The sequence below is a fragment of the Paenibacillus sp. FSL M7-0134 genome, assembly GCF_038007865.1.
In the GTDB taxonomy this organism is placed as follows: Bacteria; Bacillota; Bacilli; order Paenibacillales; family Paenibacillaceae; genus Paenibacillus; species Paenibacillus polymyxa_B.
This window is the reverse complement of the sequence record NZ_JBBOXV010000001.1, coordinates 241622-262310: the sequence shown is the minus strand read 5'-3', so window position 1 is coordinate 262310 and position 20689 is coordinate 241622. Positions and strand designations below refer to the sequence as shown.

Below are 20689 nucleotides of genomic sequence, written 5' to 3'. Positions count from 1 at the left end.
TTAGCTACTTGAGTTGTTTTCAAAAGGTAAATTCAATTGGAATGTAAATACGTTATGACTATGATTGAGCGTTAGGGTGCCTTGATGTAACTCAACAATATTCCTAGCGATGGAAAGACCCAGTCCTGCTCCAGTTTGGATACCTTCGCTACTTCTTGAATGATCAACTTTATAAAAACGATCAAATAGCTTCTCCTCTTGATCTTGCGTGAGGGGAGCTCCTTTATTTTCGACCTCAATCGTAATTTGCTTAGGACTCGTTTTCAGTCGAATGCAAATGCCTCCAGGCTTCAAGGAATATTTTAAGGCGTTCATGAGAAGATTATCGATTGCTCTGGCAATTTTATCGCTATCAATGGAGGCAACGATTGGGGAATCACCGATATCTTTTACGATATACACACCGTTTTCTTGAGCAATGGGTTCGAACTCGAACAGCAATTGATCCAAGAGTTGAAATAAATTGATCCTTCTCAGATTTAAGTGGGTATCGACTGAAGTGAGCCGAGTATATTCGAACAAGTCATCGAGCAACTTCTTCAAATGAATCGCTTTGTTATAGGTGTTTTGAACAAAGCGCGTATATTCATCTTTATCCTGATATGAGTCTGTTCTTAAAAGCTCGATATAGCCGATAATGCTTGTCAGAGGCGTGCGCAAGTCATGTGAAATACCTGTGATCAAATCCATCTTGGATTTCTCTATTTCACGTTCTTTTACAATCTGTTGCTCTAAACGTTCTGTCATTCGATTGATGTTGAGCGCAACCCGTCCAAGTTCATCTTGCCGAACAACAGGTACCCGATATTTTAAATTACCTTCGGAAATAATCTGAAGCCCTTGCTCCAATGTAATTAAGTCTCTAACGATTCGCCGTGTCAAAACTAAAAAAGTAAAAATAAACGTTACCATAAACAAGGGGGTAAGAAGATAAGGAAAAAAATTGCGAAACCAATGCCATTCCATAGTACTGCTAATTTTCAAGAAAAGTAAAATGAGAATATCATTTATAGCAATGGCGATAATAAAACTTAGCACCATTCTGATTAAAATGTTGACTTGAATTCGTTTTTTTCGTTTTGACTTTTGTACATGTTCATTCAATTTTATAGCCAACTCCCCACACCGTTTTAATATACTGAGGATCTCTTGGGAACTGCTCTAATTTTTCTCGTAAATTACGAATATGAACCATTACGGTATTATCAGAAAATCCATATGGCGCCTTCCATACATTTTCGTAAATGTGCTCCGAACTAAAAACCTGTCCAGGATGGCTGGCAAGCAAGACCAGAATAGCAAACTCCAGAGGAGTCAACGAAATTTCGTTGCCCTTTAACTTTACGGAATGTTTACTCTTATCGATGATCAGGTCTTTAATAAGAATAAGGGAATTAAATTCTTCTTTTCCTATTAATGTTTGACGACGTAGCTGCGCTTTTACGCGAGCAAGCAATTCTAATGGATTGAACGGTTTGATCATGTAGTCATCGGCCCCGGTGGTCAGCCCATTAATTTTATCAATATCTTCTTCCTTGGCTGACAGCATAATAATCGGAGTATTCGATATTTCCCTTATTTTAAGGCATGCTCTGATTCCATCCATTCGTGGCATCATGACATCCAGGATAACCAGTTGAATCGGTGTTGTCTTTATGGCATCCAGGGCTTCTTCACCATCGGCTGCTTCAATCACATGGTATCCTTCATTACGTAGATATACATGAATGACATCCCGAATCTCGGAATCATCATCCACGACAAGAATGGTATTCATTACTGACTGCTCCTTCTTTTTTGACTGGGTAGAATTAAGGTATTTAAGGTACCTGAAATTACGCAACTAGTATAGATATCTTGATAATAAGGTAAAGTCTTCACTTTTTCTACATAGGCATAAGCGAAACATTTAATGGAGTGAATGAAAGTGTCATCATCATTTAAATTGTTTCCTTTTTGCGACAGACGTAAACGAAAGCGGGAGGGATATTGAAAGGTGCTAAATCAATTTTTTCAATGATAAATTTTTCGGAAAGCTGCTTTTTCATTTGAAGCGAATATTGAAAGGCGATAAACAAGCCTCCAGGTTTGAGTGCTTTATAGATCTGTTCAACCAAGGTATCTCTCAATTCACGCTCAAAATTAAAAAAAGGTAGTCCGCTAAAAATACAATCCAGCTGATGAATGTTCTCTTTCTTCATTGCTTCTACTAACTGAGCAGCGTTCGGATGACAGGAGAAGTCTGGGTATTCTGTCTGTAAATTATTCCTCATAGTCTCATTCATCTCAAACAATAACACTTTCGTGGGTTCACTCACCTGGGCGTTGATAAAGCGGGTGATGGCACCTGTACCCGATCCGAGTTCTGCGACTGCCTTAATCTCGTTCCAGGGGGCTTGTTTAACCATTTTGGTCGCTAGAAACCGAGAGCTTGGTATAACACTGCCTACATTTTTTGGGCTGTGAATAAAGCTTTGCAAAAATAAAAGGTATTCATTAAGTTTCAACTGATTTTCCTCCATTACTGTTTTTATTGTCAGGAACAATGCTGAATATGGCACAAAAATTAACAAATTTATTTCTTTTATCGAAACGAATGGATACCGGAACGATTAAAAATGAGAAAATTGAAGTGAAGACATAGGGAGAAAATATCGTACGATTGGGAAGAACATACCGATGCACATGGCCCAATCTCTCTATTTCTGCACCTCTTTATTGTTTCGATACAGAAATCATAATGAAAAAAACTAAGGAATTAATGAGTATATTTCTAAAGAAAATCTAAAGATTCATCTATAGAAGGCTTAAAATCTATATCATCCAACCCAAAAAGCCTTACCAACCAAGTCGGTAAGGCTTTTTTATAAGGGCAAACTGTTCCGCCACGCAACTCAATGATATTTATGGCTATAGAAAGACCTAGTGCGACTCTAATTTGTATCCCTTCATAATGTTGGGGAGGGGGATGTTTATGAGATCGTGTATTTTCTTCTACTTGTATGTGAAGCTATGTTTTCACTAGTACGAGTGGGAATAGGAGAGTGAACTCTCTCTTTTTCAATTTCCATCAGTGCTAAAGAAGTAGAATTACCAAAGTGTTAGGATAAAGTTGAGGTCTGATTAGCTTGGTTAAAAGCTGATCAGACCTTTCCTACATTGGGCGTAAAACAGTTTAAGATGTCAAGCCATGGCTTGGAGGGGAGAATTAAAGGCGTTTTTGTATTACTTCAGAATTTCTTTAGAAATATCCCTATAAGCTCCTAAGATTTTTATAATAATATACTTTCATCGACATTAACGAGGAGGTTAGAACATGATTAGCGATATCGTCTTACATCTAGTCGATCATTATGGATATCTCTTTTTTTTCTTAGCCTTCTGTCTAGGCCCATTCGGCGTCCCGGTTCCAAATGAAATAACCATACTAACAGGTGGAATTTTGAGTAACAACGGAGCTTTAAACCCGTGGATTGTATATATTGTTATTCTCGCTGGCTTATTTATAGCAATTACAATTGCTTATTTTGCGGGCAGAATCTTTGGAGAAAAATTTAAACTAAAGTTTCAAAACAACCGTCGCTTTCAGAAAGCAGAGAAATTTTTTGAACAACACGGAGATATCGCAATGTGTCTTGGACATTTCATACCAGTCATTCGGTATATTTTGCCTGTATTCGTTGGTCTAAACGGTACCTCATACAAGAAGTTTGCTTTGATTTCGTATTCCAGCGCGTTTGTTTGGACCGCTACGTTCTTTACCTTTGGCAAGTTCCTTGGACATTATATATTGGCTTTGCTAGATTTGATCGATCCTAAATTGGCCGTGGTTGCTCTAATGATAGCCGTTGGCACCTTTATCACAACCAAGTGGTTCAAGTCGAAAGTATCCAACTTTACTGCATAAGCTGGTGAACAAATGAAAAAAATAGAAGAAAGGGGGAGAGTCATTTGACTTCAAATCAGTATGCAATGTTCTTGCAACGATTTATTAAAAATCCAAAGTGAGTTGGAAGTGTTTTGCCCAGTTCACGGTTTCTGGCGAGTAAAATGGTTCAATCTGTATCATGGGATGATGTGAGCACAATTGCAGAATTCGGTTCTGGCACAGGAGCTATCACCCGCTTTATCGAACTGCGAGTAAATCGATCTGCTATTGATAAAATCGATTTTGTGCCCCTCAATTTTCCTCCTGCTTTTGTTTATACATGCCGTAAGAAGGAGAGGATTTAAGTGAGTTATGACACACTAATTCATTGGATTGCGCAGTTTGGTTATGCTGCTTTATTCTTTGCATTATGGCTCGGAATTGTTGGAATGCCAATACCGGACGAGGTTGTCGTTATGACCGGCGGAGCCGTTAGTAAAGTAGGGTTACTCCATTATTTCCCAGCATTTATTATCACTTATTTAGGAGTTATCTCCGGGCTATCTCTTGGTTATATTCTAGGCAGGTTTTTCGGTTCGCCGGTGCTGGATAAACTTCGCCATAAAAAAAATTTGGGGAAGCATATACAAACATCAGAACACCTTCTAAATAAATATGGAAATATTGCATTGAGTTTTAGCTACTTTTTTCCGGTGGTGAGGCATATTGTTCCCTATTTAGTCGGAATTAATAAAATGTCATTTCGCCGTTATATTCTTTATTCCTACACAGCCGGTCTTGTTTGGACGTCTGTCTTTTTTGTAGTTGGCCAATTTGCAGGTGGTCATGTGGAAACAATCGGGACAATGATTTATCACTACGGTATATATGTGGGACTTGCCTTAATCATAGGAATTGTCATATTCATGATTCTTAAAAGTCGGAAAAGGAGCAAAGCGTGATGTGTGGAATCAACCTTTAGGAGATTTAGATAATACGGTAGGAGTTCAAATTCTGAATTTACACGAGAAAATAGATGATCTCCCAAGAGAGCCGCGATATATAAAAACCGTTTGGGGAGTTGGGTAGAAAATTGAAACTGATAAACGGCAAAAGAAATGTTTGCTTTGAGATTTTTTTGGCGTTAGTTTTCAGTCTCGTCATTGCATATCTCAGTTTCGCCATTGTAATAACTTGTATCAATTTGTTTGTAAATCGATTACAAGCGGGATATTTTTTTCTAAAGCTAGACCAGCCTTTATTTTCCCCTTTTTTTAAACTGACCCGACACATGTTTAAATACATTTTCGATTTGCCCGAAGGTTCGCAAGTTCACTTTTGATAGATTTAAAGGAAATACAACAAAGTTATGATTTCACTGTTGCTATATATTCTAGCAGCTCAAACGATTTTCACATAAGGCGAAATGCTGATTTAAAAATATTAATCGTCATAGGTCAGATATACCCCCACCAACTCCCGAATTTCATTTCATCATCAATAATAAGAATCGTTTCTTTGGCATATGAAAGCATCCTTTATCGATATTCATACTGTTACTATCATTACCGATCACACGGATCATAGTTCATGGATTTATCCATATACAGATCAATATATTGTGGGTTCCAGAAGTGTACGTGATTCTTTAATTCAATTAGGTGTTGAAGAGACTCGGATTGCAGATACGGGAATTCCCATTCGCCCGCAATTTTCTCAGTCCATAGAAAGAGAGAAAACAGCTAAGAAGTATGGTTTAGATCCTCATATGCCTACTGTGCTTGTGATGGGAGGAGGTTGCGGCATGATTGGCGATGGAAGCTCTACTATTCAGAAATTTGATCTATTGTCACAGCCTGTACAATTCATCATTGTTTGTGGGCATAATGAAAAACTTCGAATGAAATTGAATGAGAGACATCTGGGGATCTAACCGAGCGCCTATCGGAATTACTAGATGATGCAAAACTTCTTCAACATATGATAGAAAATACTAAACAGTTCCATCCTAAAGAGTCCGCGTTTGCTTCATTAGAAGTTATTTTTGGAACTATTGCAATAAATAATAGATCCAGTGAAATAAAGATATGCTCCTAGAAAAAAGGCAAGCATGGATTTATTACTGTTAAAAAGGAGCAGGATCATGAAGCAGACATTCATAATTCTCATTAGTGCATTACTCGTCTACACGATTATCCCGACCCTTATAATCCGACTATTTGGAATCGGAGTTTATAAAAGGGGAACGGGCGAGCAGCCCATTGCCTTAACTTTTGATGACGGTCCGGACCCAGAATTTACGCCTCTTTTGCTTGATTTATTAAAGAAATATAATATAAAGGGTACCTTTTTTGTCCTTGGTCGCAAAGCAGAGAAATATCCCGATTTAATCCAACGGATGCACAATGAAGGACATCTTGTCGGAATCCATAATTATGTACATTGGTCAAATGCTTTAATGAGTCCTAAGAGGGTTCGCGAGCAGGTAAACAAAACGGCCAATGTCATTAATCGTATTATTGGAGAGAAAGCCTTCTATTATCGGCCCCCGTGGGGAGTCATTAACCTATTTGATTTTTTTCTGATGAAGCAATTTCGCATGATTCTTTGGTCTGTTATTGTAGGTGACTGGAAGAGCTCTGGCGGCAAGCAAAAAATTAAGCAAAGGCTGCTGTCCAAGCTAAGGGGTGGAGCTGTTATCGTTCTTCATGATAGCGGGCAAACGTTTGGAGCAGACAGGGATGCACCTGCATACATGTTGGAGGCATTAAATGAATTTATCATTGAAGCATTATATACGGGGTATTGTTTTCAGAGAGTAGATGAGAAAAGAGCTGCATAATGAACAGGCTAAATATATGAGCATTAATTATGGTACGGCCGTGATAAGCGCGGCTTTTTTGTTTTACATAAACACATTAACTGTCAGCACTCTCGAAGATTATTTAAAAAACAGAGTAAGTTTAATTTGGATACTAAAAATCAAAACTTAAGCCCAGGACAAAGTATTGTTCGGGGCTTAAGTTTTTTTACTTATACATCAAGGTTGCCGGAGTGGCCTTCTTCTGATCCAATGGAACGGGTCAGAACTCCTTCGAAAGGCAAAGTAAGAGTAAATTTAAATATGTTATCTATATGAATGAGCGTTAAGGTTCCTCCATGCAACTCAATAATGTTTCTAGCAATAGAAAGGCCCAGACCTGCTCCCGTTTGAATGCCTTCACTACTTCTTGAATGGTCTACTTTATAAAAACGATTGAAGAGTTTATTTTCTTGCTCTTGTGTGAGGGGATTCCCTTTATTTTCGATCTCAATACTAATTTGCTTATTATCCAACTTCATTAAAATACGTACGGTTCCTGGCTTTACAGAGTACTTAAGGGCATTCATGAGTAGATTATCGATTGCTCTGGCAATTTTTTTACTGTCAATAACGGTTATAATAGGAGAGTTACCTAAGTCTTTAATAATATGGATACCGTTCTCTTGAGCGATCGGTTCAAATTCAAAAATTAATTGATCTAGAAGCTGGAATACATCGATTTTATTTAGGTCCAGGCGGGTATCGACCGAAGTAAGTCGGGTATATTCAAACAAATCATCGAGCAATTTTTTTAAATGAATAGCTTTGTTATAAGTGTTTTGAACAAATCGCGTATATTCATCTTTATTTTGAAATGAATTTGTTCTTAAGAGTTCTATATAGCCAATAATGCTTGTAAGTGGCGTACGCAAGTCGTGTGATATGCCTGTTATCATTTCCAACTTGGAGATTTCTAGTTCACGTTCCTTTTCGATCTGCTGTTGTAGACGTTCCGCCATCAAGTTGATATTAAACGCAACCCTCCCAAGCTCATCATTTCGCATGACAGGCACTCGATAGCTTAAATTACCCTCGGATATAATTTGAAGCCCTTGCTCCAACGAAATTAAGTCTCTTACGATTCGTCGAGTTAAAGCTAGGAAAGTAATAATAAAGTTAACCATAAACAGGGGGGGGAAAATATACGGAATGAAATTGAGGAGCCACTCGGATTCCATGCCATGGCCAATATCCAGTAAAAGTGAAATAAGCATGTTATTTATGGTTGTGGCGATAATGAGACTTAGCATCATTCTGATTAAAATATTGACCTGAATCATCCTTTTTTTTCGTTTTGGTTTTTGCACATGTTCAGTCAATTTTATAACCAACTCCCCAAATCGTTTTAATATACTGAGGATCTCTGGGGAACTCCTCTAATTTCTCTCGTAAATTACGAATATGGACCATCACGGTATTATCGGAATACCCAATAGAATCTTTCCACACGCTTTCGTAAATCTTATCAAAGCTAAATACTTGCCCAGGGTGGCTTGCAAGCAACTCTAGAATTGAAAACTCAAGAGGGGTCAGCGAAATGTTATTTTCTTTCAATGTAACGGAATGTTTACTCTTATCGATCACAAGATCTTTGATGAATATAACAGAATTAAATTCTTCTTTTCCTATTAATGATTGTCGCTGCAAATGAGCTTTTACTCGAGCGAGTAATTCTAACGGATTAAAAGGTTTTATCATGTAATCGTCCGCACCGGGAGTAAGACCCGAAATTTTACCAATATCTTCTTCCTCCCCCGATAGCATGATAATGGGGGTGCTCGATATTTCCCTTATTTTAATGCAAGCATTAATGCCATCCATTTGTGGCATCTTAATATCTAAGATGACAAGTTCGAAAGAGATTGATCTTATTAAATCTAACGCTTCCAGACCATTTGCAGCTTCTATGACAAAGTATCCTTCATTGCGCAAATAAACGTGAATGACATCTCGAATCTCTGTATCGTCACCTACAACAAGTATTGTATCCATTACATGATGCTCCTTTCCTACTTTTTATGATTACGGCTACTAAAATTCTATAATTAAGGCAAACCCAATGATTGCTACGAAAAGTTTATTAATACCGATTATTGCCTCCCCTTTTGCGACAGGTATATACAAAAGCTGGAGGGAAATTGAAAGGTACGAACTCGATTTTTTCGATGATTAAATCTTCGGCAAATTTTTTTTTCATTTGAAGTGAGTACTGATAAGCGACAAAAATCCCTTCTGGTTTTAGTGCCTTAATAATCTGACTAAGTAAGGTTTCTCGCATTTCACTCGTAAAATTAAAAAATGGCAATCCGCTAATAATACAATCAAGCTGGCCGATGTCATCTTGATTCAATTTTTTGATTAATTGGCAAGCGTTTGAATGACACGCGAAATCCGGGTATTTTGTCTTCAGAGTAGCTCTCATTTTCTTATCCCTTTCGAACAATAGCACTCTTGTTGATCCGGTTAACTGTGGCTTCATGAAACGTGTAATAGCACCTGTACCTGACCCGAGTTCTGCGACTGCCTTTACCTCATTCCATGGTATAGACTCAACGATTTTAGCTGCTAGAAATCGGGAGCTAGGTATAACACTTCCTACTCGTTGTGGATTTGTGAGAAAACCTTGCAAAAAAAGTAGACATTCACTGATATTCAACTGTTTTTCCCCCATTATTTAATTTCTCCCTTTTGGGTACCCAACAAATAAAGGGATGATATACCGAACAACTGGAAGGAATAATCCAAAACATATTGCCATATCTCCTCGTTTTGTTATTTATATCAATATAAAAATAGTAACGAAAAAATCTAAGGATTTTACGAGGATATATCTAAAGAAAATCTGAAGATATGTACACTATTCAGACTCGAAGTCTGCAAGAAGTGCATGAAAATCAGAAAGCTGATCTGATTGAAGAACCCAAAAAGCCTTGCCAACAAAAAAGTTGGCGAGGCTTTTTATTACGTAAATTGTTGATAAGATTCCCTATAAATAAGATGTGAGAGGGAATACCCCTTACCAACTAATGTTAAGGAATTCTTTAGAAAAATCCTCTAAAGTTCTTCAGAGTTTATCATTATGATGGGTTCATTGCTATAGATAAACCTAATCAGGAGATGATAACGTGACTCACCCTACAAAACAATCCTTCCTTTCAACTTGGCTGTCTCTTCTATGGCTTACAGTGGTTCCGTTATTGTATATTTTTTACGGTATACTTAACCATCCTACCGAACACGTCTATAGCCTCGTAACGGATCTAGATCGCCTAACGCCATTCGTTCCGTCCTTTATTATTCCTTATGTTCTTTGGTACCCGTTCATTGCATCTGTACTGATCGGACTTGCGTTCAAGGACAGAACAGCTTATTACCGGACGCTACTTGCGCTCTGTGGAGGGCTGATCCTTTCTTATATCGTCTATGCCCTTTTCCAAACGGCTGTTCACCGTCCAGACAATCTAGCCCAGACAGGCGTCATCAACCGTTTGGTCTGGTTGGTGTACAGCCATGACCAGCCGTTTAACTGTTTCCCGAGCATTCATGTGCTAACCAGCTACCTGATGCTTCGTGGAGCAAGGGTATTCGGAAGAACGATTCGCTGGGCAGTCACCGCGATGTCTATTGTCATTATAGCGTCCACTTTGCTGGTCAAGCAGCATGTACTAGCGGATGTCGTTGGCGGTATCCTAGCCGGAGAGCTGTTGTACCGATCGGCGGGCATAGCCTTATCATACCTACAGGGACATAGAAATCGCCTGACTCTGAAAGGAGGCGAGCGTCATGTTTCTGCTGAGTAAAGAGAGACGCTCATTCATATCTCATTTTATGAGAAAACCCTGACATATGATTACATTGCTAGATCGTTTCATCCCGAAATACTTTTAGCCAAAGCAGAAAGCAATCTGCACGTGTCTATGATTCATTTGTAGTTGCTCAAAAGAGAACAATAGATAATTCATATAAGAATGTGTTTGTACAATTATTTAAAAATAGAAAGAGGGGGTTCTATGAAAAAACGTATGTTCATTTTATTGCTGTTGGCCTTATCAACCAGTTCTTTTTCAGGGTCCTTTGTTCAAGCAGAGGGGCAGCAATTGGCTTCCAATGCAAGTGTGAAACTAACATTGAGTCAAGCCCAGCAATGGGCGCGATCCAATAGCTTTAGCTTGAAGGAGGCCCAGCAAACGATAGATCGCAATCGGATTAACTTGAAAAATGCAGGTAAGAATCTGGACTTCATTCCCGCAGGTACAGGTAATGGAGAAGAGGATGCGGCCAGTAGTTCAGCATGGAAGGGGTATGCCTCATCGACGGTTTCTTATCTGGAATCCAAGAAGCAAATCGAGCTTGCCCAAGATCAGACAGACTACACTACAATGAAGAACTATTATGAGGTACTTCTGGCTGATAACAAGGTGAAGAGCAGTGAGGATGTACTTTCGCTTGCATTATTGGAGGAAAAAGCTGCTGAGGCAAAAGCCAACCGTGGAAAAATTTCTCCAAGTGATCAAAGCAGCATTATTCAGACTCGTATAGAAGCACAAAAAAATATAGAGATTGCAAAAGCTGCGTTGCAAAAAGCGATGGATTCACTAAATACCCAAATGGGGCAACCGCAAGGTACGGTCTATGAACTGGTGGATCGACCTGTTTACCGAAAAATGGATAGCACGAATTTGGATACGCTTGTGACACGTGCCATTTCGGCGAGTCCTTCGGTATGGAGACAGGAGGAGGCTGTCAAGCTGGCAAAGATGGAAGTTAAATATTACACGTGGAACTCAGGGAATGATGATTATGAAATTAAACAGATTGATGTAGATTCAGCACAAGGTGGACTGGAAAATACCAAAGACCAATTGGCAGAAACATTGAAGAGTATGTACTTTAATTTACAGCAAAATGATGAGCAATACGAACAACTGCAAAGTAATCTGCAGAACGCTAATAAAGTATTAAACATTTCTCGTAAAAAAAAGGAACGGGGATTTGCCACAGGTATGGAGGTCGCTACTAATCAGTTAAAAGTGAAGCAAATAGAACGGAATATGGATGAATTGATTGTTCAAATGACACAGTTACAACATGCTTTAAACAAACCGTGGAGTGTATAGGATTTAAAAAAATATATTTAAGGGGATATGACATTGCCGGAAACAGTAAAAAAAGATGCATTGCAAATATTAAGAAAAAAAAGAAGATTAAAAGTGATCATAGGTATTCTGGCCTTGATCATTATAGTGGGAATCGGTGGTACTGTTTATATGAATAGGGGGCAGGAAAAGCCCGTGGAGGGTCCTGCGAACCAGATTGTTCAGGTGAAAAAAACCAATATAACCGAATCGCTTGCCGTGACTGGGACCGTTCAGGCTTCCAAGGAAGTGAATATTAATTTTACAAATGTCGAGGGTGCCAAGCTCATTGCGGTCAATGTCAAAGCAGGAGATAGTGTTAAGGCGGGCCAGGTTTTAGCTCGTTTAGATGATTCAGATGCCAAATTACAAATTAAAGATGCCCAGTCCAATGTTGCGATTGCAAGGGCCAAGCTAGAGGAAGCCAAGCGTGGACCAAAGCAAAGTGATATTGAGCTCCAGAAGGCAAATGTCCTAAAGACACAGATGGCGATTAAAACAGCCAAGGACGGGACGGAGTTAGAGGAAGCCGCTGCACAAAAAGAGGTTGCCAAGGTGACCTTGGATAAAGCCCAGAAGGATTATGATGACCAGACTTATCTAGTTCAGAATGATGCGGCCGCAGAAAGTGACCTGGCGACGGCCAAGCAAAGCTTGGATAAGGCAAAATTGGATATGAGTAATGCCGAGCTTCAATACAAGAAGGCACAGATCAGACAAAACCAGGCTATTGAAGATGCTGAAATGGGTTATAAAACCGCTTTAATTCAATTAAAGGCAGCACAGTCCCCGCCTGAAGCTTCCAACATTCAATCTGCACAGGCTTCTTTACAGCAGGCCGAAACAGAATTGGAGCAAAAGAAAAGTGTTCTGAATAAATTACAGGTTACGGCGCCGTGGGATGGGATTGTTTTGAAGGTCAACGGCGATGTGGGCACCAGTCCTACTGCACCTTTTATCATAATGAATAACTCCAACACAGGGGTCATGAAGGTTAGTGCCAAGGTTAACGAAAGTGATATCGCCAAATTGAAGACCGGACTTCAGGCTACAATGCATACCAATTCATTTCCGGACAAGCAATTCAAAGGAGAAGTCCTTTTTGTTTCTCCAGAGCCAGTTGTGGAATCCAATGTGACTACATACAAAGTTGAATTGTCTTTGGATAGCCAAAAAATAAGGCTGCAACCGGGGATGAACATGGATGTATCCCTTCTGTTAGCTGAACACAAAGACGCGCTGTCTGTGCCATTGTTTGCATTGAGATCTGAAGGTGGTGTAGATGGAGTATATGTGGCGAAGAACGCGGCACATCCTGCTGATTATGGATTTAGACCGGTGAAACTAGGCGTATATACAGCGGATCAGGCCGAAATCAAGTCTGGTGTCAAGGAAGGCGAAACTATTGTTATTCCTCCTCAGAACAGCAGTGCTGATCCGAATGGCAGTGGAGGGGGGCAGGCACAATGAGCGAAACTCAATCCAATAAAACGGTGATCGAAATTAAAGAACTGAAAAAAATGTATGAAGTAGGCGGTCAGGAGATTCAGGCTCTGCGCAGCGTGAATTTATCCATTAGCGAAGGTGAGTTTGTTGCTATCATGGGACCCTCTGGTTCGGGCAAGTCTACCATGATGAATGTCATTGGTTGCCTGGATCATCCGGATACCGGAAAATACTACCTGGATGGGTATTCCATATTGGATGCTCGTGAGAACGAACTTTCGGAGATTAGAAATCAGAAGCTAGGTTTTGTGTTTCAAAAATTTTATTTACTTCCCCGAACTACAGCATTAGCCAATGTAGAGCTACCTATGATGTATGCAGGTATACCTGCCAAGGAACGCCGGGAACGAGCCGTGGAGGCGCTACGAAGCGTTGGCCTTGCCGAACGGATGTATAACAAGCCTAACGAGCTTTCTGGTGGTCAGCAGCAGCGTGTCTCCATTGCACGTGCATTGGTAAATAATCCTGTTATTCTGCTGGCAGATGAACCTACGGGCGCACTGGATACGAAAACGAGTATTGAGATTATGGAACTGTTTCAAGGGTTGAATGAGCTGGGAAAAACTATAGTTCTGGTTACTCATGAGCTGGAAATAGCTGAATATGCCAAACGATTGATTAGTTTTCGGGATGGCAATATTGAGCGGGATGAGCAAATTACGAATAGACGAATTTCATCAAGGACGGTAAGCCTATGAATGTGATGGAAACGATCCGTGTATCAATGAATAGCTTAACCACCAACAAGATGCGTTCATTTTTAACGATACTCGGTATTATTATTGGGGTGGCAGCGGTTATTGCCATTATGGCAATCGGAAACGGTTCTAAAGCCAGTATTAAGGAGGAAATAAATAGTCTAGGGAATAACGTGATTATGGTTGCTCCAGCCATGCCAATGACCGAGGAAGAAATCAATGGGGACAACTTGCCCTCCTTTACGTGGGTTGATATCAAGGCAATGGAACAAAAGAGTTCGATTGCGGCATTAATGCCCAGTATTTCGAGCAATTCAAAAGTTGTATGGGGTCGATATAACTATAATGCAACTATTATAGGAACATCCGCTTCATTTTATAAAGTTAAAAAGTTTTCCTTTGCTGAAGGCAGGACATTTACCAACGATGAGTTGGATAAACGTATGAATGTTGCTATTCTGGAAAGCCAAGCGGTTGTACGTCTTTTTGGTGGGGATACCAAAAACGTGGTGGGACGAACGTTTCAAATTAAACAGATCCCCTTCAAAGTGATCGGAGTATTGAATTCTCAGCCCGTTACGAATTTAAGCCGCAGTACAAATGATCAAATTTACATCCCTGCTACAACCATGATGAACCGTCTGGGTGAGAAAAATATCACCAGCCTAGATGTCTCCGCCAAGTCACCAGGTCAGATGGATCAAGCTCATTCAGATATATTGGGGAGCTTGCGTGTGACGCATCAGCTAAAACCCTCAGAACCGGATCAATTTCAAACTATGAGTCTGTCCGAAGCAGCAGGTGCAGCTTTGGGTGTAGATAATATCATGAGCAAATTGCTGGGAGGTGTAGCCGCAATATCGCTCGTGGTAGGGGGAATCGGAATTATGAATATTATGATGGTCTCCGTTATAGAGCGTACAAGAGAAATCGGTATTCGCAAAGCGATTGGCGCCAAGCCTAGAGATATTATGATTCAATTCCTGTTCGAAGCAGTCATTTTCGGTCTAATGGGAGGTATACTTGGGGTTGCTGCTGGCATAGGAGCGTCTAAAATAATTGAAGCAACAACTCGTATGACCATTGAATTCACGGTCTCGCCGATCATATATTCGTTTCTTAGCTCTGCAGGTATAGGTATCTTATTTGGGGTATACCCAGCTTATAAAGCAGCGAGATTGAAGCCGATAGATGCATTGAGATACGAATAATTTTATTGAAAAATGTTCATGAAACGTAAATAGGTATTGTTGAGGGTGCAGTATTTGTTGAAAAGCAATCGAAGCAGGAAGGAAAAGTAATGCCAAAAATCTTGCTATAGATGTATTAAGAAAACGAAAAAAGATGAGAGAATACTCTTCACATAGAGAACTATTTGATTATCACTGGGATACCCTCGATTTTGTAATTCAAGAGGAAGTCGAGCGAATTCTTTTGATGGTAAGTAATGACGTGCAAAGGACTGTACTCGAATTGCGCCTAGTCCAAGGATACTCCATAAAAGAAACAGCTAAAATTTTAAACAAGAGCGAAGCTGCCGTGAAGTCGTCGCTGTACAGAGCTTCTAAACATATTAAATTAAGATATATTTCATGAACTGATTGGGAAGAACCTAATAAGCAGTAGGACTGACAGTATTCTTTTTGCTGAAAGAGCTTTTTTTTCAAGCTCTGATCCTTAAATATCTTTTTATTGATCCAACCAATACCTCTAGTTTATCTGTTATCTAATACAATAAACCACGTTTTTTATGTCTAGAAGAGTGTAGGTAGAATAGTTGAGTCAAAACATTAAAAGGTGGTCATTTGACCACCTTAGGATGTGAAGGAATTGCGAATATCTAACCGTGAAAAATAATTACTTTCATTCTATTACCCTCATTTTTTCAGTCCACGTAACTGTAGCCTATCCAAAGAATTTATTCTGAAGGTTAAAGAAGCTCTACTTGTTCTGGACGACGAGATACCAGTCGGACAAGATCCAGCGTAAGCATTGGAAGTGTCATACCTGCCGGATAAGCTAAATATCTTGCTTGCCATTCAGGTGAGAATTTTTCCTTGTAACGGCGCAATCCCTCAAATCCATACCAGTGCCCACCATATCGGAACACCAGCCGAGCTAATTTTTCTTCACGATGCGCATTCTGATTTTCACCCACACTGGAGAGAGGAGACATACCCAAATTGAAATAAGAATAACCTTGTTCTTTTGCCCATTCAATTATACGTACAAATAACACATCCATCGTTCCATTCGGTGTATCATTCAAATGGCGCATCAGATCAATTGAGATCACTTTATTTTGGTCATAAGCTGGAGCTAATGTTGCAAAAGCCAAAATGTGACCCTCAGCATTACGAAGCAAGGTTAAGGGAGAGCGCTGAATATACGCTTCGTTGAACCAGCCTAAAGAATAAGCTTTTTCTTTACGATCGCCTAGCCACTCATTCGAAATCTGACGTAATTCAGACAGTAATTCTGAATGATAGGGTGGGGCAAGCACTTCAAATATTTGACCTTCACGATCTGATTTATTTTTAGCAGTTCGCAAGTTCTGCTTACTTTTCCCACTTAATGTGAATGTAGTTAGAGGAACCAAAGCTTCTTCGCCTAGTTTGAAGAATTTGTAACCATTCTCATGATAGATCGATAGATATTCAGGTGTTGCTTGATAAAAAACAACGGTTAATGCATACTGATCCGCATACCTCTGAAATTCTTGAATCGCAGCAGAGACAAGATTTTTATTACCAACTGGGTCGCCAAGTACAATTAATTTGTGACGCATTCGAGAATAGGGAATTAAAATTTGATCATTTTGCGCCCAATAAAAATTTTTGTCTCCTAGATAGAGAAGATGAGTCAAAAGATTACCGTCTTCTTTGGCAATAAATTGAGTTAATTTCTCTATACCCGCCTCATCTGGACGTATTCCTGTGTAGCGATGCGGGCGTAATGTGAATATAGATGCCATTAAAATTAAAGCACCGATTAATCCAACAAGAGCCGTCACTGCATATTCATGCGGGTTCAAAAACCATTGTTGAGCACGCATTGGTAGATGTCGCAAAATAGCTGGATGAATATGTGTACCAATAACGTAATACGATAACGATGAGATAAAAGCAAGGAACGCCCAAATCCAGATACTACGTAAAGAAATACTAGCACTTTCACTGTTAAATCGAGCCCGAGATATCCATAGCACCAATGCAACAATAAGTAAAATAATAGCTTCCTCGTAATCGAACCCTTTGGCAAATGTGAAGATAGCACCTGCTAACAACAATGCTCCTGTCCATATGTAAGCGCGACGAGTACGCATTGAAATACCACGTGATACGACAATAAGCATAATACCGATAGTCACAGATAACTGTTCTGAAAAACGCATAATAGGTAAAGATAACACATGTTCCATAAAACGTAGGCGAGCAATTAGGCCTGGGGTAGCCGCAGAAAGTAGTAATATGATACCACTGGTGAATACTAACTTTCCAAGCGCCCATGCTCCTAGATCACTAAGTAGACCGAAATGAGAAGGCCAGCCCCAGAATTTGACCCATGTGTTACGTGAAGCGTCCAGACTAGTTGTAATCATTTCACGCATTTGTTTACTGTTCGGACTCATCTCAAACGTAGCTAGCACAAGACCGATCAACCAAGGAACTACAAAGTAAAAAATGCGGAACAATAACAAAATCGTTAGTGCACGTGATGGATCAACACCTAATGTCTGAAGTCCAAGCAACACGATCAGATCAAATGCTCCAATACCACCTGGCGCCATACTAATAATCCCTGCAATTGCTGCTACAATATACACACCGAATACCGGGGCAAACGGTAAATGATTCAGATCATAAAAAGTGAATAACCAAAATAATGCCCCTGCACAAGCCCACTCTAGAACAGAGGAACCTAGAGAAGCGATGACTACTTTCCAAGGTAACTTGCCATCGCCCTTATGAAACCATTTGGCGAACAGGGAAGATCGTTGCATTAATAGGAAGAACGGTAAGTACAATGAAACTCCCCATACACCGATACGAAGCCAAGGAAGTTGTTCAAAAATAGGTTCAACAGGAAAAACACCGACCAGTACAAGACAGCCAAGTAAAGATAGACCGACTAATACGATAGGCGATAAAAAGAGTGCAGCAGCTCCCATTGTTTTCATAGGAACGCCACTTCTCTTATACAGTAATGTACGTAGTCCTAGACCGGTAAGACCAGCGAACCCAATCATATTATTAAATGTATTGGCTATCCATGCATATCGATAAGTCGTTTTCCAATTGATATCAAGCTTAAATTGTTTTCGTATTAAATAATCATAAGTACTCATTACAGATACCGCTATAAAAGAAGCAATGATCAATTGAATAACGACATGAACGGGCATCATGCGTAATTCATAAATAATTTTAGCTAAGTTAATATTCTGAATTTCGTGTCTTCCATATACATAGATAATGACTAAAATAGCTACAGGAATCAGTATCCTAATAATTTTAGCACGGTACAAAGCCAAAAATAGCTGTAAAATTTTAAGCTTTCGAAGCAATTCTCTCATTGTGTCGTCGACTCCACCTTCGGACAAAATAATATCGATATTTTTAATACAAGACGGATTGTCAAACCAAGTGCGACAGGACTTCTGTGAAAGATTCGTGAGCGGTCCTCCAATCCAGACATTTTCGGGGTCGGTGGTTAATTAGATCCAGTAAATGAAGGAGATCTTCGTCCGTGACCCAAGCCATCAGTACTCTTGGGGAGGAACCCAGCAGTAAACCGTTAGCATTTTCATTCAAACTGCGTTGCTAGGACAAATAGCGTCAGCAAAACAAACTAGCAGGTTAAGTATAGCCTCCATATCCGCCTGGCAAGCAAACTACTTGGTTCAGTTAGCAGTGGCTGTGAATAAGCTGCCTGCGGGGTACTGTGTGATGATTACACCTAGCGCAATCTCTATGAACAACTCCGTACGATCGGCATTGTTGATGGGAGTATACAAGCGGGTTTATGTTCAATTATTGTGGCTACGTACGCTTCATCCTTACCGTGGGCCAGATACGAGGATACTAGATGTAGTTTCATATGGGATTGTATTCTAAAAGAACTCAGAGAGAGGGCGAAATAAGAATAGATAGGCATAGTGTTAATTAGATTTATTAAGTTATTACTGACCATTTTGAACTTCTCTCTTTTTCTTTCAGAAAGCATAATAAAAAAAACTAAGGAATTAATGAGTATATTTCTAAAGAAAATCTAAAGAATTTGTATAACTAAGTAATAACTTGAAATGGAGATTCTTTCGCTAAGACTCTCCACCGTTAAAGTTGAACAGGGCTTCCTACGCAAGTGCTCCAGTTGCAAGCTCCATGATTAAGCTTCAGCGCCCCTCATCTCGGTTAGAAGACGGAATTCAGTGTGAAAGCTCTAGCTACGCATGAAGAGTTGAATATATTCTTGACTGAATCGTATTTGGTTTATTGATACTCGGATATTTTATTGTTTTGTGAATATAAAAAATCTTATTACCAATAAATATAGTTATAAGCTAAAGGGAAGAACGATGATGCCCCTAAAATCAGATTCTTTGAAAATATATGATTTTGCTTCAGTGACACCTTTGGGTATCCATTATCGGCATGCGCATTCAATATACCCAACTGACTGTAAGCTTCTTTACCTAGATACGGATTCCGAAGAACTTGAAGAGTGCAGAATTGTTGTAAGAGAGTCATTACTTTGATGCGAAATCCATTCTTGGCTAGATCGTACCTTGCGGTTTCTTTTATAAGATTCGCTTCTGCTGCCAGAAGTAGAGTATAGTAGGAGTAGTTGAAAATATATTCCAGGAGGCTACAGCCATGTCACAGGAGATATGGATTAATCTGCCGGTCAAAGATGTTGAGAGGTCAACTGCCTTTTTCAATGAGATTGGATTACATGCGGCTAGCGTTGGTAACGAGAGAGCCAAGCTTGCCATAGGCCAAACAACGATTCTGCTGTTCCCGGATGCGGCGTTTGAGAAATTTACAGGTTCAAAAATCGCAGATACTTCTCATACCGCAGAAGTAATATTTTCCATTGGCGCTGAAAGCAGAGAAGAAGTAGATGCCTTTATTCAAAAAGTAGAGTTTGCCGGAGGAAACATCTTTGGCAAACCGAGTGAAATTGACGGCTGGATGTACGGCGCAGGATTTGCCGACCTGGACGGTCACCGCTGGAACCTGCTGTACATGGATGAGAGCAAAATGCCGAAACGCTAATATGAAAACGCCGGTCACCTGCTTAAGGTCACCGGCGTTTTTTACACCCCCCTATAATCTCATATCCGTAATTCAAATCAAAATCGTTGCTTAGAAGGAAAAATTCGTGGGTTAAATTTATACAAATCACCTGGGCTATCCCTAAGCTAAGGGATATATTAGATATTTTCAATCCTTTTGAAAATCTCGTTCGCTCAAGAGTAGAACTTGTGCATGGATTGACCCATTTGCTTAATAATGCGGGATTAGACCCTAATAATTTAAGTGCTTTTTCTTTAAGAACAGAAGTTATAAAAATCACGGCCAACTTTAACAGCTGGCCTGCGGAAGTAATAGATTTG

19 protein-coding genes are annotated in these 20689 nt (G+C 39.6%); 12 read left to right on the top strand and 7 right to left on the bottom strand.

Annotated elements, in window-relative coordinates:
- The 3 genes from NSQ58_RS01155 to NSQ58_RS01145 all read right to left on the bottom strand — a co-directional run bounded on the left by NSQ58_RS01155 (position 1) and on the right by NSQ58_RS01145 (position 2507).
- A complete protein-coding gene (locus tag NSQ58_RS01155) occupies positions 1 to 1104 on the bottom strand; it encodes a sensor histidine kinase (RefSeq protein WP_053326164.1) in 1104 nt (367 codons plus the stop codon).
- Positions 1097 to 1777 carry a response regulator transcription factor gene (locus tag NSQ58_RS01150; protein ID WP_023990458.1) on the bottom strand — a complete coding sequence of 227 codons (681 nt, stop codon included), beginning with the start codon at positions 1775 to 1777 and terminating at the stop codon, positions 1097 to 1099. The genes NSQ58_RS01155 and NSQ58_RS01150 overlap by 8 nt, the downstream gene beginning before the upstream one ends.
- 163 nt (positions 1778 to 1940) lie before the next feature.
- Positions 1941 to 2507 carry a class I SAM-dependent methyltransferase gene (locus tag NSQ58_RS01145; protein ID WP_316244264.1) on the bottom strand — a complete coding sequence of 189 codons (567 nt, stop codon included), beginning with the start codon at positions 2505 to 2507 and terminating at the stop codon, positions 1941 to 1943.
- Between the two features lie 809 nt (positions 2508 to 3316).
- On the opposite strand from NSQ58_RS01145, the gene NSQ58_RS01140 reads away from it, so the two are divergent.
- The 5 genes from NSQ58_RS01140 to NSQ58_RS01115 all read left to right on the top strand — a co-directional run bounded on the left by NSQ58_RS01140 (position 3317) and on the right by NSQ58_RS01115 (position 6710).
- Positions 3317 to 3907: a DedA family protein gene (locus NSQ58_RS01140; RefSeq protein ID WP_341056757.1), complete on the top strand. Its 591-nt coding sequence runs from the start codon at positions 3317 to 3319 to the stop codon at positions 3905 to 3907.
- A 326-nt stretch (positions 3908 to 4233) separates the two neighbouring features.
- On the top strand, positions 4234 to 4830 hold the full coding sequence (locus NSQ58_RS01130; RefSeq protein ID WP_068938306.1) for a DedA family protein: 597 nt from the start codon (positions 4234 to 4236) through the stop codon (positions 4828 to 4830).
- Between the two features lies 1 nt (position 4831).
- A complete protein-coding gene (locus NSQ58_RS01125; RefSeq protein ID WP_305954126.1) occupies positions 4832 to 4957 on the top strand; it encodes a winged helix-turn-helix domain-containing protein in 126 nt (41 codons plus the stop codon).
- Between the two features lie 436 nt (positions 4958 to 5393).
- A complete protein-coding gene (locus NSQ58_RS01120; RefSeq protein ID WP_341056755.1) occupies positions 5394 to 5801 on the top strand; it encodes an MGDG synthase family glycosyltransferase in 408 nt (135 codons plus the stop codon).
- 210 nt (positions 5802 to 6011) lie between these two features.
- Positions 6012 to 6710 carry a polysaccharide deacetylase family protein gene (locus tag NSQ58_RS01115; RefSeq protein WP_023990451.1) on the top strand — a complete coding sequence of 233 codons (699 nt, stop codon included), beginning with the start codon at positions 6012 to 6014 and terminating at the stop codon, positions 6708 to 6710.
- Between the two features lie 191 nt (positions 6711 to 6901).
- On the opposite strand, the gene NSQ58_RS01110 is transcribed toward NSQ58_RS01115, so the two are convergent.
- The 3 genes from NSQ58_RS01110 to NSQ58_RS01100 form a co-directional block, all read right to left on the bottom strand.
- A complete protein-coding gene (locus NSQ58_RS01110; RefSeq protein WP_341056754.1) occupies positions 6902 to 8050 on the bottom strand; it encodes a sensor histidine kinase in 1149 nt (382 codons plus the stop codon).
- On the bottom strand, positions 8043 to 8723 hold the full coding sequence (locus NSQ58_RS01105) for a response regulator transcription factor (protein WP_341056752.1): 681 nt from the start codon (positions 8721 to 8723) through the stop codon (positions 8043 to 8045). The genes NSQ58_RS01110 and NSQ58_RS01105 overlap by 8 nt, the downstream gene beginning before the upstream one ends.
- A gap of 88 nt (positions 8724 to 8811) precedes the next feature.
- Positions 8812 to 9402, bottom strand: a complete 591-nt coding sequence (locus NSQ58_RS01100) for a class I SAM-dependent methyltransferase (protein ID WP_076264960.1) — start codon at positions 9400 to 9402, stop codon at positions 8812 to 8814.
- Between the two features lie 454 nt (positions 9403 to 9856).
- Here NSQ58_RS01100 and NSQ58_RS01095 point away from each other — a divergent pair, with 454 nt between their 5' ends.
- The 6 genes from NSQ58_RS01095 (at position 9857) to NSQ58_RS01070 (ending at position 15666) form a co-directional block, all read left to right on the top strand.
- Positions 9857 to 10531 (top strand): phosphatase PAP2 family protein, encoded by a 675-nt coding sequence (locus NSQ58_RS01095; protein ID WP_341056751.1) that lies wholly within the window; start codon positions 9857 to 9859, stop codon positions 10529 to 10531.
- 210 nt (positions 10532 to 10741) lie between these two features.
- Positions 10742 to 11848, top strand: a complete 1107-nt coding sequence (locus tag NSQ58_RS01090; RefSeq protein ID WP_341056749.1) for a TolC family protein — start codon at positions 10742 to 10744, stop codon at positions 11846 to 11848.
- Positions 11849 to 11881: 33 nt separating this feature from the next.
- Positions 11882 to 13336: an efflux RND transporter periplasmic adaptor subunit gene (locus NSQ58_RS01085; RefSeq protein WP_023990445.1), complete on the top strand. Its 1455-nt coding sequence runs from the start codon at positions 11882 to 11884 to the stop codon at positions 13334 to 13336.
- Positions 13333 to 14070 (top strand): ABC transporter ATP-binding protein, encoded by a 738-nt coding sequence (locus tag NSQ58_RS01080; RefSeq protein ID WP_023990444.1) that lies wholly within the window; start codon positions 13333 to 13335, stop codon positions 14068 to 14070. The genes NSQ58_RS01085 and NSQ58_RS01080 overlap by 4 nt, the downstream gene beginning before the upstream one ends.
- A complete protein-coding gene (locus NSQ58_RS01075) occupies positions 14067 to 15281 on the top strand; it encodes an ABC transporter permease (protein WP_103744686.1) in 1215 nt (404 codons plus the stop codon). The genes NSQ58_RS01080 and NSQ58_RS01075 overlap by 4 nt, the downstream gene beginning before the upstream one ends.
- A 133-nt stretch (positions 15282 to 15414) precedes the next feature.
- On the top strand, positions 15415 to 15666 hold the full coding sequence (locus NSQ58_RS01070; protein ID WP_023990442.1) for an RNA polymerase sigma factor: 252 nt from the start codon (positions 15415 to 15417) through the stop codon (positions 15664 to 15666).
- Positions 15667 to 16000: 334 nt separating this feature from the next.
- Here the strand turns inward: NSQ58_RS01070 and mprF are convergent, their stop codons facing one another.
- Positions 16001 to 18646, bottom strand: coding sequence for a bifunctional lysylphosphatidylglycerol flippase/synthetase MprF (gene mprF / locus NSQ58_RS01065; RefSeq protein ID WP_341056748.1), 2646 nt, complete (start codon positions 18644 to 18646; stop codon positions 16001 to 16003).
- Positions 18647 to 19946: 1300 nt separating this feature from the next.
- Here mprF and NSQ58_RS01060 point away from each other — a divergent pair.
- On the top strand, positions 19947 to 20348 hold the full coding sequence (locus tag NSQ58_RS01060) for a VOC family protein (protein ID WP_028541752.1): 402 nt from the start codon (positions 19947 to 19949) through the stop codon (positions 20346 to 20348).
- The last annotated feature ends 341 nt before the right edge of the window (positions 20349 to 20689 follow it).

What these genes read in the sequence shown, in the direction of transcription:
- NSQ58_RS01100 (WP_076264960.1), bottom strand. Translation starts at nt 9,402, where the DNA reads ATGGGGGAAAAACAGTTGAATATCAGTGAATGTCTACTTTTTTTGCAA.
- NSQ58_RS01105 (WP_341056752.1), bottom strand. Translation starts at nt 8,723, where the DNA reads ATGGATACAATACTTGTTGTAGGTGACGATACAGAGATTCGAGATGTC.
- NSQ58_RS01115 (WP_023990451.1), top strand. Translation starts at nt 6,012, where the DNA reads ATGAAGCAGACATTCATAATTCTCATTAGTGCATTACTCGTCTACACG.
- NSQ58_RS01060 (WP_028541752.1), top strand. Translation starts at nt 19,947, where the DNA reads ATGTCACAGGAGATATGGATTAATCTGCCGGTCAAAGATGTTGAGAGG.
- NSQ58_RS01150 (WP_023990458.1), bottom strand. Translation starts at nt 1,777, where the DNA reads ATGAATACCATTCTTGTCGTGGATGATGATTCCGAGATTCGGGATGTC.
- NSQ58_RS01070 (WP_023990442.1), top strand. Translation starts at nt 15,415, where the DNA reads ATGAGAGAATACTCTTCACATAGAGAACTATTTGATTATCACTGGGAT.
- NSQ58_RS01075 (WP_103744686.1), top strand. Translation starts at nt 14,067, where the DNA reads ATGAATGTGATGGAAACGATCCGTGTATCAATGAATAGCTTAACCACC.
- NSQ58_RS01120 (WP_341056755.1), top strand. Translation starts at nt 5,394, where the DNA reads ATGAAAGCATCCTTTATCGATATTCATACTGTTACTATCATTACCGAT.
- NSQ58_RS01140 (WP_341056757.1), top strand. Translation starts at nt 3,317, where the DNA reads ATGATTAGCGATATCGTCTTACATCTAGTCGATCATTATGGATATCTC.
- NSQ58_RS01080 (WP_023990444.1), top strand. Translation starts at nt 13,333, where the DNA reads ATGAGCGAAACTCAATCCAATAAAACGGTGATCGAAATTAAAGAACTG.
- mprF (WP_341056748.1), bottom strand. Translation starts at nt 18,646, where the DNA reads ATGAGAGAATTGCTTCGAAAGCTTAAAATTTTACAGCTATTTTTGGCT.
- NSQ58_RS01090 (WP_341056749.1), top strand. Translation starts at nt 10,742, where the DNA reads ATGAAAAAACGTATGTTCATTTTATTGCTGTTGGCCTTATCAACCAGT.